Annotated in this window: 14 protein-coding genes; 1 reads left to right on the forward strand and 13 read right to left on the reverse strand. The window is 47.1% G+C overall.

Annotated features, from left to right (window positions below):
- The first annotated feature begins 61 nt into the window (after positions 1–61).
- Entirely contained in the window at positions 62–991 is a 930-nt protein-coding gene (gene oxyR / locus GXP22_09365) for a DNA-binding transcriptional regulator OxyR (protein ID NOX09675.1), read from the forward strand.
- Between the two features lie 83 nt (positions 992–1,074).
- On the opposite strand, the gene GXP22_09370 is transcribed toward oxyR, so the two are convergent.
- The 13 genes from GXP22_09370 to gcvH all read right to left on the reverse strand — a co-directional run bounded on the left by GXP22_09370 (position 1,075) and on the right by gcvH (position 16,388).
- Positions 1,075–3,294 carry a response regulator gene (locus GXP22_09370; GenBank protein ID NOX09676.1) on the reverse strand — a complete coding sequence of 740 codons (2,220 nt, stop codon included), beginning with the start codon at positions 3,292–3,294 and terminating at the stop codon, positions 1,075–1,077.
- Between the two features lie 2 nt (positions 3,295–3,296).
- On the reverse strand, positions 3,297–4,058 hold the full coding sequence (locus GXP22_09375) for a transporter substrate-binding domain-containing protein (protein NOX09677.1): 762 nt from the start codon (positions 4,056–4,058) through the stop codon (positions 3,297–3,299).
- Positions 4,059–4,082: 24 nt separating this feature from the next.
- Positions 4,083–5,372, reverse strand: coding sequence for a class I SAM-dependent methyltransferase (locus tag GXP22_09380; protein ID NOX09678.1), 1,290 nt, complete (start codon positions 5,370–5,372; stop codon positions 4,083–4,085).
- An 82-nt stretch (positions 5,373–5,454) separates the two neighbouring features.
- Positions 5,455–6,657 (reverse strand): class I SAM-dependent rRNA methyltransferase, encoded by a 1,203-nt coding sequence (locus GXP22_09385; protein ID NOX09679.1) that lies wholly within the window; start codon positions 6,655–6,657, stop codon positions 5,455–5,457.
- Between the two features lie 76 nt (positions 6,658–6,733).
- The gene (locus GXP22_09390; protein NOX09680.1) at positions 6,734–8,338 is read right to left on the reverse strand and encodes a glycosyltransferase family 39 protein; all 1,605 of its coding nucleotides are present in this window, start codon (positions 8,336–8,338) and stop codon (positions 6,734–6,736) included.
- Complete coding sequence (locus GXP22_09395; GenBank protein NOX09681.1) at positions 8,338–9,048, reverse strand: TVP38/TMEM64 family protein; 711 nt, start codon at positions 9,046–9,048, stop codon at positions 8,338–8,340. The genes GXP22_09390 and GXP22_09395 overlap by 1 nt, the downstream gene beginning before the upstream one ends.
- Positions 9,048–9,779, reverse strand: a complete 732-nt coding sequence (locus GXP22_09400) for a glycosyltransferase family 2 protein (protein NOX09682.1) — start codon at positions 9,777–9,779, stop codon at positions 9,048–9,050. Before GXP22_09400 ends, GXP22_09395 begins: the two co-directional genes overlap by 1 nt.
- Before the next feature lie 54 nt (positions 9,780–9,833).
- Entirely contained in the window at positions 9,834–11,600 is a 1,767-nt protein-coding gene (locus GXP22_09405; GenBank protein ID NOX09683.1) for a potassium channel protein, read from the reverse strand.
- A 12-nt stretch (positions 11,601–11,612) separates the two neighbouring features.
- Positions 11,613–11,996 (reverse strand): hypothetical protein, encoded by a 384-nt coding sequence (locus GXP22_09410; protein NOX09684.1) that lies wholly within the window; start codon positions 11,994–11,996, stop codon positions 11,613–11,615.
- A 105-nt stretch (positions 11,997–12,101) separates the two neighbouring features.
- Positions 12,102–13,034 (reverse strand): carbohydrate kinase family protein, encoded by a 933-nt coding sequence (locus GXP22_09415; GenBank protein NOX09685.1) that lies wholly within the window; start codon positions 13,032–13,034, stop codon positions 12,102–12,104.
- A gap of 89 nt (positions 13,035–13,123) precedes the next feature.
- The gene (locus tag GXP22_09420) at positions 13,124–14,587 is read right to left on the reverse strand and encodes a glycine dehydrogenase subunit 2 (GenBank protein NOX09686.1); all 1,464 of its coding nucleotides are present in this window, start codon (positions 14,585–14,587) and stop codon (positions 13,124–13,126) included.
- A 5-nt stretch (positions 14,588–14,592) separates the two neighbouring features.
- A complete protein-coding gene (locus GXP22_09425) occupies positions 14,593–15,996 on the reverse strand; it encodes an aminomethyl-transferring glycine dehydrogenase subunit GcvPA (protein ID NOX09687.1) in 1,404 nt (467 codons plus the stop codon).
- Positions 15,996–16,388: a glycine cleavage system protein GcvH gene (gene gcvH, locus GXP22_09430; protein ID NOX09688.1), complete on the reverse strand. Its 393-nt coding sequence runs from the start codon at positions 16,386–16,388 to the stop codon at positions 15,996–15,998. The genes GXP22_09425 and gcvH overlap by 1 nt, the downstream gene beginning before the upstream one ends.
- Positions 16,389–16,419: the final 31 nt, after the last annotated feature.

Genomic DNA, 16,419 nt, shown 5'->3' on the forward strand with positions numbered 1-16,419 from the left:
GTAAAGTCGTTTGTTTTTATTATAATGATAGGTATTAACTATCATTAATCGAGCAATAAGAATGAATCTTCGCAATCTTGAATACCTGCTGGCAATCGATAAGGAACGACATTTCCACCGTGCAGCCGAGCGCTGTTGTGTCAGCCAGCCAACCCTGAGCGGTCAGTTGAAAAAACTGGAACAGGAATTGGGGGTGCAATTAGTTGAGCGTAATAACAGACAGGTGCGCATGACTGATGCCGGAAGGGCTGTAGCCGATCAGGCACGCCGCGTGATCAACGAAGCACGCGCAATAAAATCCATAGCACAGACTTTTCACAACCCCATGCAGGGAGAATTACAACTAGGCCTGATCCCGACGGTCGCACCTTACCTGTTACCACTCATCATGCCTCTATTAAAAAAACAGTACCCCGATCTAAAACTCTGGCTACACGAACAACAGACAGCCGTTTTACTGGATAAATTACGCTCAGCAGAGATGGATTTACTTATTCTGGCACTACCAGTAGAAACCGATGAATTTGAAGAACAGGATCTATTCAGTGAGGCATTTTGGCTGGCAGCTCCCAAGAATGAACCGCTAACAAAAAAGAAACATCTTCGTCTTTCTGACTTACAGGATCGAGAAATATTATTACTGGAAGAAGGTCATTGTTTACGAGGACAGGCACTGGATGTTTGTTTCTCAGCCGGTGCGCATGAAAACGCTGGTTTTCGTGCCACCAGCCTGGAAACACTACGATATATAGTTGGTGAAGGTATGGGTATAACGCTGATCCCTGATCTGGCAGTGCCAAAACGCTGTCTCAAGACCGATCCGGTTACTTATATTCCTTTCCGCAACCCAAAACCCGCACGCCGCATCGGCATACTCTACCGCAAGAATAGTTACCGTGAAGCCGTTTTCAAAAACATAGCCGTTTTAATTCAAAATTCATTGCTAAGTTCGAGACATGAATCACACTTCTCTACCAGAGACACGCCGTGAATACATCCATGCAGTCGTGCGGGCAAGGGTCTCTGATAGAGAAGCGCAATCCCTGTCTCTTGAGTTAACGGGACAGCAGGGACCTATGACGTATATAACAGGTCTCTTATTCTTTTTAATAAGGTCTGTGAGTCATAGGGTTTTTGCAGTAAATTATGAGATAACTTTTCATCGACCTGATCAAGATGCTCATCACCGGAAAAACCACTGGCTAATTGTATCTTTATATCCGGATACAGCTCACGCACTCTGGATGCCAGGGCATAACCATCCATATCAGGCATAATAATATCAGAAATCAGTAAATCAATGTGTTCTGATGCCATTATTTCCAGTGCCTCTTTTGCACACTCTGCTCGAAAAACCTGATAACCCTGTTGTTCCAGTATCTCACTGGTTAAATTAAGCAATGCAATCTCATCATCAACAACAAGTATCGTTTCCTTGCCTTTTAAAGTGGCATCATCTGCAAGCTCAGAAGAACCCTGGTGATAACCCTCTCCCTGATACCTTGGGAAATACAAAGTAAACCGACTCCCCTTCCCCATCTCTGAATCAACACTAATAGTACCACCACAGCGTTTTACGAAGCCGTATACCTGACTTAAACCCAGACCCGTTCCCTTCTCTCCCTTGGTCGAATAAAAAGGATCAAAAATTTTCTCTTTGGTTGCCCCATCCATTCCACAACCATTATCGACAACACTAATCCGTACATAATCCCCTGCATCCAGATTCAATCGTTCTCCGTCAGCTGAATTAATGACCTCGTTGCTGGTCTCAATACCCAAACAACCATTACCTTCAATGGCATGCATGGCATTAATACTCATATTCAAAAGAGCATTTTCAAATTCACTTTCATCCAGACAAACTACCCATAAATCTTTTTCAAGATCAAGCTCAAGATTAATACGTGAAGTTAGTGTTTTCTCCAACATATGCTGTTCATCTTGCAACAGCACATTGATATCCAGTTCTTTAATATCCGATGATTTATTTCTGGAAAACGTGAGTAGTTTCTTTGTTAATTTTGCACCACGCTCACCCGCATGCGTTATCTGTTTAACATACTCCTGTAGCCCAGGCTGTTCACCCAATTTCTCTTTCAACAACTCTGCATAACCCAGTACCACCCCAAGCATATTATTATAATCATGCGCAATACCACCAGTAAGCTTGCCCAAGGCATCCATTTTCTGAGTACGACGTATAACCTCATCTGCATGCACGCGTTCGGTAATATCAATAAATATACCGTTCCAGAGAGTACTACCATCTTCCATCCGTTCTGGTGTTGATGTTCCACGCAACCAGACCAACTCTCCATCTTGGAGTATAAAGCGACCTTCCCACTTCCACACGCTCAGATCATTCATTGACTTAACAATGGACTCTTCCAGTCCAGGGTAGTCATCCGGATGGGTTAATACGAACCATTTGTCAGCATCAGCCATAACCTCTTCTGCGGTTAAGCCAATATAACCCTCAACTGCTGGGCTCACATAAGGCAGGGACTTATTACCGTGTATATCAACCCTGAACTGATACACAATACCGGGCACCTGCGAGTAAATAAAACGCAACTTCTCTTCACTTTCACGCAATGCCTTATGTGCATTATTGATTCGTTCCTGCATATCATTCGCTGAAGAGACCAGAACATCCAACTCATCAGGTGTACGCGATGGTCTTCGATCAAGTACCAAAGGCACATATTCATCCAGCGCAAGATTCTGAAAGTGTTGCGATATCCGGCTGATATGACGACTAATAAGACGGTGAAAAATAAAATAAATAAAGATCACCACCAACAGGGTTCGCAGCGCATTATTTATCAATATAGTAATAGCATTTCTGCGTAATTCAGCATAGACATTATCCAGCGTGGTAATAACCGTCAGATGACCTATCACGTAAGACTCACCTAAAAACTTGTATTGCATAGAGTAATGGCGTTCAATAACATCTTGTGAATTAATATCACCCGCTTCTGCAATCAACTCATTTCCGTTATAAACCGATGCATAAATAATATTAGGCAATGTCACCAGACCATCCATCTGAACGCGTAATTCCTGATAGTTAGTCACCCATAAAGACTGGGTAAATGAGCGCAGATGTATATTTTTAATTTGACTATATTGCGCTTCAATACCATTCATATCTCGTTGATATTCATTGTAGAGCTGGATAACGGTGGTTATTAATGTGATTGACGCACTAAATAAAATCAAATAGATAATAAAACGTTGCGCTAATGGAGAACGTTTTATGGCAGGATATTGCTGCTTAGTATTCATTATTAATATGGTTTTTTCCTGTTTTTATAATAAGGCAATATCTTTTCACGATACAGATTATCGTAAAGCCCTTCTTCCTTGATATCACGTAATGCTTTGCTCAACTTCGACACCAGACCCACATAGCGCTTATTAAGATAAAGAAATAGTTCAGTTTGATCAAATTCAGGTTCCAATATATACAGCTCATTGATATTAAATCGTTTTGCAATATCGAGCCCTTCTACACAATCATATAAGGCAACATCAATACGATTTATTTTTAATAACCGAAACAACTGCTCCGGACTGTGTGCGGTAATAACCCTTTTTGACCCCACCATCATTTTTTCATAAATTTTCCAGCCTTTTATATGACCAACAACCTGCTTGTTCAATTCATCAGGCGTGTTAACGATAGCAGGATTTTTGGACAACGCACAGAACTCTGAATCGCGTACCTTTTCCGGCACCCGACGCAGATTCTTATAAATATTATCCAGACCAATAATCCGGTTTACCTCACCATCGACAATGCCTTCATTCGCACTAAGCAAACCACGTTCAGGTGGTAAGTGTACGGTATTCAGGCGAAAACCAATACGATGAAAGGCTTCCGTTAGAACAATATCCAGAAAGCCATCCTTATCTTTTGTAGTAAAGGGTTCTTTATTACTATCATTAAGGGTAATAACCGGCATTTCTTCGAGCGCTTGTGCCGATGATAGCGACGAAACAACCAATGACATCATGCCGATTATGACTAAAAAAAAACGTTTACTCATACAAGAAAGCAGCCATCAAATACCTCAACACTCACACCCCTTGGCGTACAACTCATCCCGCCGTAGCGCAATAGCCAGAGGCTCTCGATCATGCCCCGCCAGCACCTGGAATACATTGATACTGCCTTCATCGAAATAATAGGCAGAACCCGCCATATAGATACGCCAGACACGATAACTAGCCTCCCCCACCTCGGCAATAGCACGTTCCTTATTGGCCTCCAGCCCCTGCACCCAACCGCGCAGGGTCAAGGCATAGTGGCGCCGCAGACCTTCTACATCCACAACCTCAAAGCCCGCCTGCTCCATAGCATCAATCACCGTACTGATACGCGCCAGTTCACCATCGGGAAAGACATAGCCGTTGATAAAGCGAGTTATCGGGGTATCGCGCCAACCGGTATCATTGGTAATGCCATGATTAAGGAACAGCCCGCCCGATTTGAGTGCGCGTTTAATAATCTCAAAATAAAGCGGAAAATTAGCAACCCCGATGTGTTCAAACATGCCAACACTGACGATACGATCATAGCGAGCATCTTCGGGCAAGTCTCGATAATCACGCAACTCAACGGTAACCTGTCCTTCCAGCCCCTCCTTCTTGATCCGTTCACAGGCATACTGATACTGTTGCTCACTCAGGGTAATACCGTGTGCCTTGACACCATAGTGTCGTGCCGCCCAACATACCAGAGCACCCCAACCACAACCAATATCCAGCAGGGTCTGTCCCGGTGTCAGACGTAATTTTTTGCAGATATAATCCAGCTTTTCCTGTTGCGCATTATCCAGAGAACGATCAACCTCTGGATAATAGGCACAGGAATAGACCATCTCGCGATCCAGCCACATCTGATAAAAGTCATTACTCACATCATAGTGGTGGGCAATACTCTTTTGGGTGTTTTTATGGGTATCCGGTTTAGCTCGTACTGCCTCAGCCTCTTCTACACCACCATGCAAAGTAGCGGGTAAACTCAGCGCCTGCCGCAAGACACGCCATTTAACCGACCAGGGCAAGATCAGGTCACGCATGTGACTCACCAAATTGAAAAGAACCTCTGCATCACCTTCAATATCGGCTTCCCCTGCCAGGTAGGCCTCCGCCAGTTGCATCACATTCTTGTGCAACACCAGACCACGCAACATTGACGGCTGATTCAAGACTACCGTACAGGGCGCATCATCCTTACCCATCGCCAACTCACCATCCCATAAACGTATGGCTACAGGCCCATGATAATCCGCCAGAACCAATGACAGAATACGTTGTCCTGTCTCAATACTCTGCTGCATTTTTTTCTCTGTGAACATATCTTTCCCCCATCTTCAAAATGTAAAAAGATTACGATAAGCACAGAATAGGAGCCACTATTACAAAAGTCCAGCAGAAAGCTTACACCGGCAATACCCGGCAGTAGATCGCTTTCAGATACTCAGTCTCAATAATTGCAGGATGAACCGGATGATCAGCACCCTGCCGACCGCGTTCCAGTAATTGCAGGTTACGATCCACATGACGCGATGCCTGTAATACAGCACGTTGCAGTGCAGGTATCTCCATATGATAAGAACAAGAGGCTGAGACCAGGATAGCATCACGACTCATCACCTGCATCGCCATCTGGTTGATGCGTTGATAAGCGGCGGCTCCGGCCTTGTAGTCCTTACGTCGTTTGATAAAGGCGGGTGGATCAACAATGACAATATCAAAGTGCTCGCGTTCCTCACGCAATACCTTAAGCACGTCAAACACATCACCCTGTATCGTCTGCACCCGATCATCGACCTTGTTGATACGGGCATTTTCCTCCAGTTGATCCAGTGCTGCGCTTGAGCTATCAACCGCCACCACTTGACTGGCACCACGCGTTGCTGACTGTATCCCCCAGCCGCCAACATAACTACATAGATCGAGTACCCGACAATCCTTTACATAAGGAAACAGACGTTTACGATTCTCTCGTTGATCATAAAACCAACCAGTCTTCTGCCCTGCCATCACCGAGACCCGGAATGGATTATCGTTTTCCCATAGATCAACATATTCAGGCACTTCACCATGCGACTCGGTATATTGTTGCAGCCCCTCTTGCTGACGGATAGCAGAATCATTGCGAATATGTATCGCCTGTGGTTTTAACACCTTCTCCAGTGCCTCGATAATCTGTAACTTGACCTGTTCCATACCGGCTGTGGTTATCTGCATCACCAGGATATCATCAAAGCGATCCACCACCAGACCGGGCAATAAATCTCCTTCACCATAGACCAGACGATAATAGGGTTTTTCATAGATTCGTTCACGCAGCGACAAGGCAATCTTGATACGATGCACCAACAGCGAGGTATTCAACGGATGACTAATATCCCGATTGACCAGACGCGCACAGATCAATGAGGCTGAATTAACATAGGCAATCCCCATCGCTTTACCGCTACTGGTTTGTAACTCAACCTGCTCACCCGCAGCAAAGCCGGATAGCGGTGTCTTTTGCGTATCAATCTCATTACTATAGACCCAGAGATGCCCCGCACGCAGACGTTTATCCTCACGTTTCTTTAATACCAATGGTGCTAACCCACTACTTTTCTTCATCATAAAACCTCAATCATCGCGATATACCATAGCTATTTTATTCACTCAAGAGACAGTGAGTGCCTCGAACCTTATATTATTCACCCAATGTCCGATCCAGTCGTTGTGGTTGTTCCAACACAGCCTGTGCAGACCAGATTGCCAGCGCACCACTACGATAAACCTGGGCATAGCGTGCCGCTTCTAACTGATCAGACCATTGCCGATAATACACCACCACATAACCACTCGGGTTGGCCTTAATCCAGGATAAACCTTCTCCCTTGGCAATCACCGCAAGCGGTTGTTGCAAGCGACCCAGAAAATGGAACTGGCCATGATACTTGCCTGAATTGGCAACCGGATGACCTTGTATTTGTAATAGGGAGATGATCTCAGCAGGTTTTTTTAATGAATAGGCCATTGCACCAGCATTAATCACTGACAGATGCAAAACGATTGCCAACAGGATACTACTCAGCGCAGTAAACAATACTGATCGCTGCCAATTCTGAGCGGGAAGAACCATCTGTAGTGCAGCTAGAGCTAATAACAAGCCACCCCATAATGGCGAGACCTGTTGTAGCCAGTCCGCCCACTCAGGACGTACAACAAAAGGCAATACCAATAGTAACAAACCGGATAAACCCAAACCTATCCCTGGTAACCACAGGCGTACACGTTTTGTTACTTCATCCTGTGCCAGCACACGAACAGCCAATAATGCAATCGCTGGAAACAAGGGCAACAGATATTTAACCTGCTTACCACTAATCAGACTAAAAGCGATAAACACCGGCACCAACCAGTACAACAGGAAACGAACGCCTTGATCCTGCCACAAACGGCTGCGTAAACGTAACGCCAGTTGCCACAAGCGTGGCCACAGTGACCACGGTAACAGGATCAGCGGTAACATCGGCAGATACCACCACCAGGGCTGCCTATGGGCAAAGGAATTCACCATTCGATCCGCAGTCTGACCCCAGAATATCGCCTTTTTATAGACCTCACCACCCGCCTCAGCAGCCGGTATTGCCCACAATAAAACCATCGCAGCCCCCATCAAAATGGCAAGTCCTACCCCTTTGTACCAACGTGCCCGATCCACTGATTCATCCAGCCATAAGGGCGCCAATAATGCCACTGGCAAGGTATGCAACAAGATTACCGGCCCCTTGGATAATAGACCTAAGCCCAGCGCCAGACCCAATAACCACCAGGCGCGTTTATGCTCCCGCATGGCTAACAATGCCCGCATCGCCAGCAAGGTAGCAAAGACAATCAACAGATCAAATTGGGTCAGAGTGAGAAACAGGGTCCACAGACCGGTACCCAACAAAAACCAGGCGGCTAATGGTGATAACGGACGATATTGCGGCCACAATACAGAAAAGATACGCATGGTCAGGAACAGACAACCGAGTGCTAATAACGGTGCGACCAGACGTGGCCACCACTCATTCACCCCGAAGATAGTCCAGCCCAACTGAAACAACCAGAACAGTAGTGGTGGCTTATGACTATAGGCCTCACCATTGAGATAGGGCACCAGAAAATCACCCCGCGACCACATCTCCCAGGCCACCGTCAGATAACGTGTCTCATCGACTGGTAATAACGGACGTACCAGCAACGCTGTCAACACCAGTAAAAACCAGGCGAACAGCAATAAGAATATAGAACGGCTATAACTCATCATTATGATCGAGAGTCCGCATCATCCAGCACGTCGCCTAATTCTTCCTCGATATGTTCATCCGGTGATTGCCCATGACGGAAATGGCGATACAGGGATACCCCCAATGCTGCTGAGATCAGGAACAATGCCACGCCGATACCAATGCGTAATACCGGGTCAAGATTAATACCACTGCCAATCAAGGCAAAGATCAGCATCTGGGGGATATAACCAATGCCTGAACCCAAAAAGAAATAGCGTCCACGGACACTGGAAACACCGGCCGCCAGATTCGTAATCAGATTACTCCCCAACGGTAATAAACGAATTAACAGGGTCATACGGATCGGATGATCGTGAATAAAATGATCCAGACGCTGAATACGATGTGAAAATCGTTGCTTGACATATTGTCGCCCCAGCAGACGAGCATAGGTGAAACTTAAAACACACCCCAGCACAGCAGCCAGCAAACTCCACAGACTACCCGCGACAAAACCAAAGGCATAACCGGCCAAAAATCCTACCAGTTGCCTGGGCATGCCGACTGCGGTAACCAGCGCACCCACGGCAACAAATAATAATTCACCCTGTAGCCCCTGTCCCCGTATCTGCTCATCCACCCAGCTCTTGTCAAAAATGGAACCCAAATCCATGGTCTTCATAATGAAACCAAGAACAACCAGACTGATAATAACCACCAGTCCACGCAAGATAACTGCCATTTTCACTACGAATCCGAAGGCTCTTCAGTCACCACTGGAACATGGCTCCGACGCTGCAACCAACGTACTCCGATCATATCGACAATCCCCACCCAAAGACGATTACCAATACCGTATTTTGATATGCCTTGTAGACGTGGTCGATGATTAACCTCAACCGATTGCACTGTTCCCCCATCACGCAAGACCAGCGCAGGTAGATAACGGTGCATGTGATCAAAATAAGGCAGGCGTAAAAAAACAGTGCGGGAAAAAACTTTCAGACCACAACCCGTATCCGGTGTCGCATCACTCAACAGACGACTACGCACAGCATTGGCAACACGCGATGAAAAAAGTTTGATCCAGCTATCCTGCCGTCGCTTTCGATACCCGGCAACCAGTGCCAGCTTTTGTTCCTTCGCGGCCTGTTGAAATACCGCCAAAAGATTCGGGATATCAGCAGGATCATTTTGACCATCACCATCCAGAGTGGCAATAATATCAGCTCGCGCTGCTGTAACACCGGTGTGAATAGCGGTACTCTGACCACAGCTTTGCGCATGATGCAGCACTCTCAACACTGGATACTCCTGCTGCAAGGTCAACAACCCCTCACGCGTACCATCGGTGCTGCCATCATTAACATAAACAATCTCAAACAGGGCCTTGCCACCCAGCGCAACCACAATCTCTTCCACCAGAGGCCGAATATTGTCCTGTTCATTAAAGACGGGAATAACTACTGATAAATCCATAAAAAACTCTTAAAAAACGCCAGCCTCAATTATATAGCGTTCATTATACGTCATCTAACGCGGGTTCACACGACGATCCTTATCATTCCTGGTTCGTTGAATCCAGCGCCAGATATAACCATCGGGCATCTCATCCTCACGCATCAAATGATTAAGTGAGAAAATATCCTGGCAACTACGTTCCATGATCGCCTCAATCCGTTTTGAACCACAAAACAGGATACGATCCCCAGACTCAATCAGCATGGAATCATCCGGCATATAAAATTTTAGCTCACCGCGCACCAACATCAGAGGGACACAGGACAGACTAGTTGCCATCTTGATCGGATCCTGAAACAAATCACGCAGATGGACATCACGCCCCATACTCAAGGCCTCATGCACCCCCGGCATCTTCTCTTGAGTTACTCGCATCGACCACAAATGAGGCAGATGGGGCGGATCACCCTCCATCACCGCACATAAGCGACTAATCAATATATTGGCCCACTCACTATCCTGACGTTGGGCATGCTGAACAAATTCGTATAACAGATTGGTTGACAGCAACATACGAATTCTACGCGCGATAATATCACTGGTCTCCATCAATAAATCAATCGCCTCATTGGCAAACAGACGGGAACTATCCTTGTTATTCTGCCGTACAATCACAAAAATACCTGGATTTAAGAGATAGGCGGCGCGAATAATAGTCAGATTCATTTCATCATTATTGGTACCAATAACAATACCATCAGCGTCCTGGATTCTGGCATCATTTAATGCTGCTAGATCCGTGGCGGCACCACAGATCAGAGAAACATTATCGGGCACATCCTGCGGCTCCATCTCAACCACCGTAACCTCCTGCTCCCCCTTCAGCAAACGCTCATGAACCTCTCGACCAAAACGTCCGTAACCACACAGTATCCAGCGCCCGTTGGGGGGATACATCGGATCGGTTAAATCACTACCCGGATCACCCGTAAGCCAGTCTCGCAATAGATGTAAAGGCGGAGCATACAAAACCAGCGCCAGTAAATTGGCAAAGGTATCGACTGGATCCATAATATGATCCACACCAAACAGTTCCATGGATTGTTCAACCACGACATCCTCTGCTCGACTGATGACAGGCAGATCCGGGCGCAAGATCTTGCTGGCAATAGACACTTTGAGATTGACCTCATCGGATGAGGTCAAGGCAATCACTCCGGCACAACCCCCTTGTTGTTTTCTGCCCTTACCACTATGCAACAATCCCGCATCAATCAATACCTCGGTGTCACAGGCATTGGCACAGAGCGCAGGCACATCCAGTTCATATTCCTCCATATCCAGGGCATCAATACATTCCTGGCTATCATCAATAACGACCACTGGAATATGCTGCTCCGTTAACATCTCTACCAGCGAAGACCCCACACTGCCGTAACCACAAACGATATAGAATGGCTTATCCATTTGCTCACTCATTGTCACCACCGTTTCCTTGAAACGGCTACGCACCAGTGCCCGGCGAAATTTTGGATCCTGCAACAGGGAAAGGATAAAGCCAATGGCATAAAGCCAGGCAATGACACTGATATAAATAGAAACAATCACCCACAGGCGTTGGGCATCACTCAGGGGATGGGGTATCTCACCCAAACCAATGGTTGTTGCCAGGAAACTGACAAAGTAAATAGCATGAAAGAAACCCATGCGCCAGGTCTCACCATCGACCTCAACTCCGGGTATTAGCACCATCCCGGTAATAGAGATGGTATAGGCCATCAACAATACCATTAACGGTAGTCGCATCCGCCGGATAAAGAAGATGGTAATATGCTTCATAGCACTTCTGCCTTAATGATCAATCACAAAATTTTCCGTAATCAATAAAATCACCGATACCACATTGGCAAGAAATGCACCCCCTGCCAGCGAAACGATACCCACCATTACAGCCGGTGTCATACCCACGCCACTTATATACAATGCCCAGGTCCATACCAGTGCCGCCGCAATCAACTGTAGATTAGCCACCAGACTGGTTGCCAACAAGATCGCCCCTGTTTGCTTACGCGCACCCAGCTTCATCAACATTGCCATCAGATTAACGACAATAGCAGCAAATAACTCATAGACATTATGATGTGCAGGATTATCAATCTCGCCGATAAAAAAACCAAAGTTCAATGTCAGGGCTAAAATGATAAAAAAACCAAATATTGTGTTCTCAGTATTCATTGATCATGTTCTCCATCTGCTTTGGTGCGTGGTGCTGTTGGTGCATAGTGTTGTGGTGCGTGGTACGCACCCTACCGTGTAGCGGGAACAAACAAGGATCTGCATTTAAAGTGAATAACCAAAGCTTTCCTTAAAACGTTCATTAAACTCTTGTGCGGTAAAGGTATGATTCTGGGTGCCATGATGAGCCACCTTTATCGACCCCATCAAAGCCGCAATTCTGCCCATAGTCTCCCAGTCCATCTGCTTGGACAAACCATACAACAAACCGGCACGATAAGCATCACCACAACCGGTTGGATCAAGCACCGCATCGGCCTTCGCGGCTGGAATATCAATACGCTTACCCCCGGTATAGATCTCGGAACCCTTGGCACCACGGGTAATAATCAGTGCCTCCAGGTTCTCTGCCATCTCGTGCGGTGACAAACCGGTGCGATCCTGTAACAAGGCAGATTCATAGTCATTGACGCAAACCCAGGTTGCCTGATCAATAAAGGTCTTCAATTCTTCGCCACCAAACAAGGGCAGACCCTGACCCGGATCAAAGATAAACGGAATATTCGCCTCAGAGAATTGTTGTGCATGTTCAATCATGCCATCACGCCCATCCGGAGAGACCATACCCACCGTCACACCCGATGCGTCACCGACCTTGTTGCTATGCGCCAAATCCATCGCCCCTGGATGAAAGGCAATAATCTGGTTATCATCCAGATCCGTGGTAATAAAGGCCTGTGCTGTATAGTGATCGGGTAATTCGACCACATATTTACGAGATATCCCGCACTTATCCATCCATTCAGCATAGGCACTAAAATCCTTGCCCACCGTCCCCATTGGCAGAGGGTCACCGCCCAACAATTTCAGGTTATAGGCAATATTGGCTGCGCAACCGCCAAACTCTCGGCGTAATTCCGGCACATGAAAGGCCACGTTCAATATGTGTACCTGATCCGGCAGGATATGATTTTTGAATCGATCCTTAAAAACCATAATGGTGTCGTAGGCAAAGGAACCGCAGATGAGTGCTGACATAGAGCTTGACCCTGTAATATTGAAAATAGCAGTATAGCGTGTTGGGTTACGCTGCGCTAACCCAACCTACATGCTTAAGAAACTTGTAATCAATGATCTGTGAGCTGCTTTCCATCCCAGACCAGATTCAATTCACGCGCGGCTTTGACTTCGTCCAGACGGCGTACCGGTTGAGTAATCGGTGCATCCTTCAGTATCTGTGCATCTTCCTCGGCCTCTGCCTGTATCTGCACCATCGCCATCACAAAGGCATCAATCTCTGCCTTGGTCTCGGTCTCGGTAGGCTCAATCAATAAACACTCCGGTACCAGTTGCGGAAAATACGTGGTGGGTGCATGAAAACCATAGTCCAGCAGACGCTTGGCAAAGTCCATCGCGGTGACACCCAGTTCCTGCTGTTGTCGTTTCAGACTGATAATAAATTCATGGCTGGCACGGCGCTGTGGGAACGCCAGATCAAAGCCCTTCTTCTGTAGTTCTACCATTAGATAATTGGCATTCAAGGCAGCAAACTCAGAGACCCGCTGCATGCCCTCACGACCTAGCATACGTGCATAAATGTAGGCGCGTAACAGGATACCAGCATTACCCATAAAGGCCGACAGACGACCAATGGACTGGGGGTAGTCCTTTTCTGTCAGCCAGTGATAACGATCACCCTCCTGTGCCACCATTGGTACCGGTAAAAAGGGTTGCAGACGTTCGGACACACCCACTGGCCCGGCACCAGGACCACCACCACCATGCGGTGTCGAAAAGGTCTTGTGCAAATTAACATGCACTACATCAAAACCCATATCACCCGGACGCACACGACCAAGGATTGCATTCAAATTGGCACCATCATAATAAAGCAGACCACCCGCTTCATGAACCAACTGGGCAATCTCATCAATACTGCGTTCAAACACACCCAGAGTGGATGGATTAGTCAACATCAGACCGGCTGTTTTAGGCCCCACCACATCACGCAAAGCTTCAAAATCCACATCACCATCGGCATTGGTCGGGATCTCCCTGACCTTGTAACCACACATTGTCGCCGTTGCCGGATTAGTCCCATGTGCCGCATCGGGCACCAGAATCTCATCACGTTGCCGATCATTATTAGCCTCATGATAGGCGCGAATCATAGCGATCCCGGTAAACTCACCCTGCGCCCCTGCCGCCGGAGTCAGCGATACCGCATGCATGCCGGTAAACTCGCGCATCATCTCTTGTAACTCAAACATACAGGCCATAAAGCCCTGACTCTGTGCCTCGGGTGCAAACGGATGACGCGACAATAAACCCGGCAACATCGCCAGCGTATTACAAACCCGAGGGTTGTATTTCATGGTGCAAGAACCCAAGGGATAGAAATGCGTATCGATAGAGAAATTCTTTTGTGAAAGGCGTGTGTAATGACGCACCACCTGTAGCTCGGACACCTCAGGTAAACCCGCCTTTGTCTTGCGCATCATGGACAAGGGGATATCCGTAACATTCCCTTCATCTAATGGTGCCTGTGCGGTTGCCCGTCGACCGCGACATGAATGTTCAAAAATAATCAATGCCTCTACTCCTGCATCTTCGGTGGAACAGGACAACCGCCACCACTCTGACGTTTGATAATGCGGGCAAGGTGATCGACATAGAGGTCAATGTCGTCATCCGTCTTAACCTCGGTTGCACAACTCAACAAGGTGTTTTTTAATTCCGGATAATCCTGTTCCAGCTCATAACCGGGCAACAGATTATGTGCATGCAAAGGACGTAACAAACCCTTGAGTGGCAAGGAAAGACGCAACGCAACCTCATGGAAAAAAGGACGATCAAAGATAGGTTCCACACCATCCAGCGCTGTTAATCGTTCCATCAGCTTACGGGTATTTTCGTGACTCGCCAACGCCACTCGACGCAGGCCTTCATCACCTAACAGTGCCATATGAATCGTCGATGCTGTTACCATCAAGCCCTGATTGGTACAGATATTTGAGGTCGCTTTGGAACGACGAATATGTTGTTCACGCGCCTGCAAGGTCAGGGTGAAACCATCACGTCCATCCACATCAACAGTACGTCCGACAATACGCCCCGGCATCTGCCGCACCAGCTTTTTACTGCAACACATAAAGCCATAATAAGGGCCACCACTCGACAGCGGAATACCCAGAGGCTGACCTTCACCACAAACAATATCAGCCCCTTGTTCACCCCACTCACCCGGCGGCGTGAGTAACGCCATTGCCAGTGGATTCACCACTGCAATCACTAGCGCACCTTGTTGATGCGCCCAATCGGTTAATGCATCAACATCTTCCAGGATGCCAAAGAAATTGGGTTGTGCAATGACCAGTGCGGTCACATCCTCATCTTCGTAAGCGCTCAAATCTTCAATTCGGGTATGACCGCCTGTTGCCGAGAAGGCAATCTCTTGCAGATCAATCCCCTGATTACCCACCAGTGTAGTCGTTGCACGACGATAATGAGGATGTAAATTCCTCGGCATCAAAACCCTTTTGGATTTAGATTTTCGATGCCCACGCACTGCCATCAATACCGCTTCTGCCAGCGCCGAGGCACCGTCATATAAAGAGGCATTGGAGACATCCATTGCCATTAACCGCGCCATCATGGTTTGATATTCATAGATCAGTTGCAAGGTGCCCTGGCTGGCCTCAGCTTGATATGGGGTATAGGCACTATAAAACTCACCACGTGTTGCAATCTCCCACACCGCTGCCGGGATATGATGCTCATAGGCACCCGCACCAAGAAAACTCAGTGGCTGTCCATCGGCTGCTGCACGCGCACTCATCAGCCGACTGATCGCCTGCTCATTCAGCATCGACGGTATACCCGGAAGGCCATCACAACGGATGTTAGCGGGTATCTCATCAAACAGGTCCTCGGTACTGTCTACCTGTAAGGTCGACAACATCGCCTGTATCTCATCTTCTGTATGGGGAATAAAAGGCATTAGGCTTCCGTGGTAAGAAAACTCTCGTAGGCATCAGCATCCATCAAGGCATTCAGCACTTCTTCATCCTCAATCTTCATCTTCATAATCCAGCCCTCACCGAAAGCATCCTGATTCACTAACTCAGGGGAATCCTCCAACGCCTCATTAACTGCTGTCACCTCACCACTTAATGGGGCATAGATATCAGAGGCCGCCTTAACCGACTCAACCACCGCACAGGCCTCTTCAGCCTCCAGCACACGCCCACACTCAGGCACCTCAATAAAGACCATATCACCCAATAGATCCTGAGCATGATCGGTAATACCGACTGTTACCGTACCATTGCCATTATCCAATACCCACTCATGGGATTTTGTATACTTTAGTTCACTGGGTGTCTGACTCATAATTTATCCTCTGTATAACATCAATAACATT

It is taken from the genome of Gammaproteobacteria bacterium, from assembly GCA_013151035.1.
Classification (GTDB): domain Bacteria; phylum Pseudomonadota; class Gammaproteobacteria; order JAADJB01; family JAADJB01; genus JAADJB01.

Coding starts and splice junctions, on each gene's coding strand:
- oxyR (NOX09675.1), top strand. CDS start 62: ATGAATCTTCGCAATCTTGAATACCTGCTGGCAATCGATAAGGAACGA.
- GXP22_09370 (NOX09676.1), bottom strand. CDS start 3,294: ATGAATACTAAGCAGCAATATCCTGCCATAAAACGTTCTCCATTAGCG.
- GXP22_09375 (NOX09677.1), bottom strand. CDS start 4,058: ATGAGTAAACGTTTTTTTTTAGTCATAATCGGCATGATGTCATTGGTT.
- GXP22_09380 (NOX09678.1), bottom strand. CDS start 5,372: ATGTTCACAGAGAAAAAAATGCAGCAGAGTATTGAGACAGGACAACGT.
- GXP22_09385 (NOX09679.1), bottom strand. CDS start 6,657: ATGAAGAAAAGTAGTGGGTTAGCACCATTGGTATTAAAGAAACGTGAG.
- GXP22_09390 (NOX09680.1), bottom strand. CDS start 8,338: ATGATGAGTTATAGCCGTTCTATATTCTTATTGCTGTTCGCCTGGTTT.
- GXP22_09400 (NOX09682.1), bottom strand. CDS start 9,779: ATGGATTTATCAGTAGTTATTCCCGTCTTTAATGAACAGGACAATATT.
- GXP22_09405 (NOX09683.1), bottom strand. CDS start 11,600: ATGAAGCATATTACCATCTTCTTTATCCGGCGGATGCGACTACCGTTA.
- GXP22_09410 (NOX09684.1), bottom strand. CDS start 11,996: ATGAATACTGAGAACACAATATTTGGTTTTTTTATCATTTTAGCCCTG.
- GXP22_09415 (NOX09685.1), bottom strand. CDS start 13,034: ATGTCAGCACTCATCTGCGGTTCCTTTGCCTACGACACCATTATGGTT.
- GXP22_09425 (NOX09687.1), bottom strand. CDS start 15,996: ATGCCTTTTATTCCCCATACAGAAGATGAGATACAGGCGATGTTGTCG.
- gcvH (NOX09688.1), bottom strand. CDS start 16,388: ATGAGTCAGACACCCAGTGAACTAAAGTATACAAAATCCCATGAGTGG.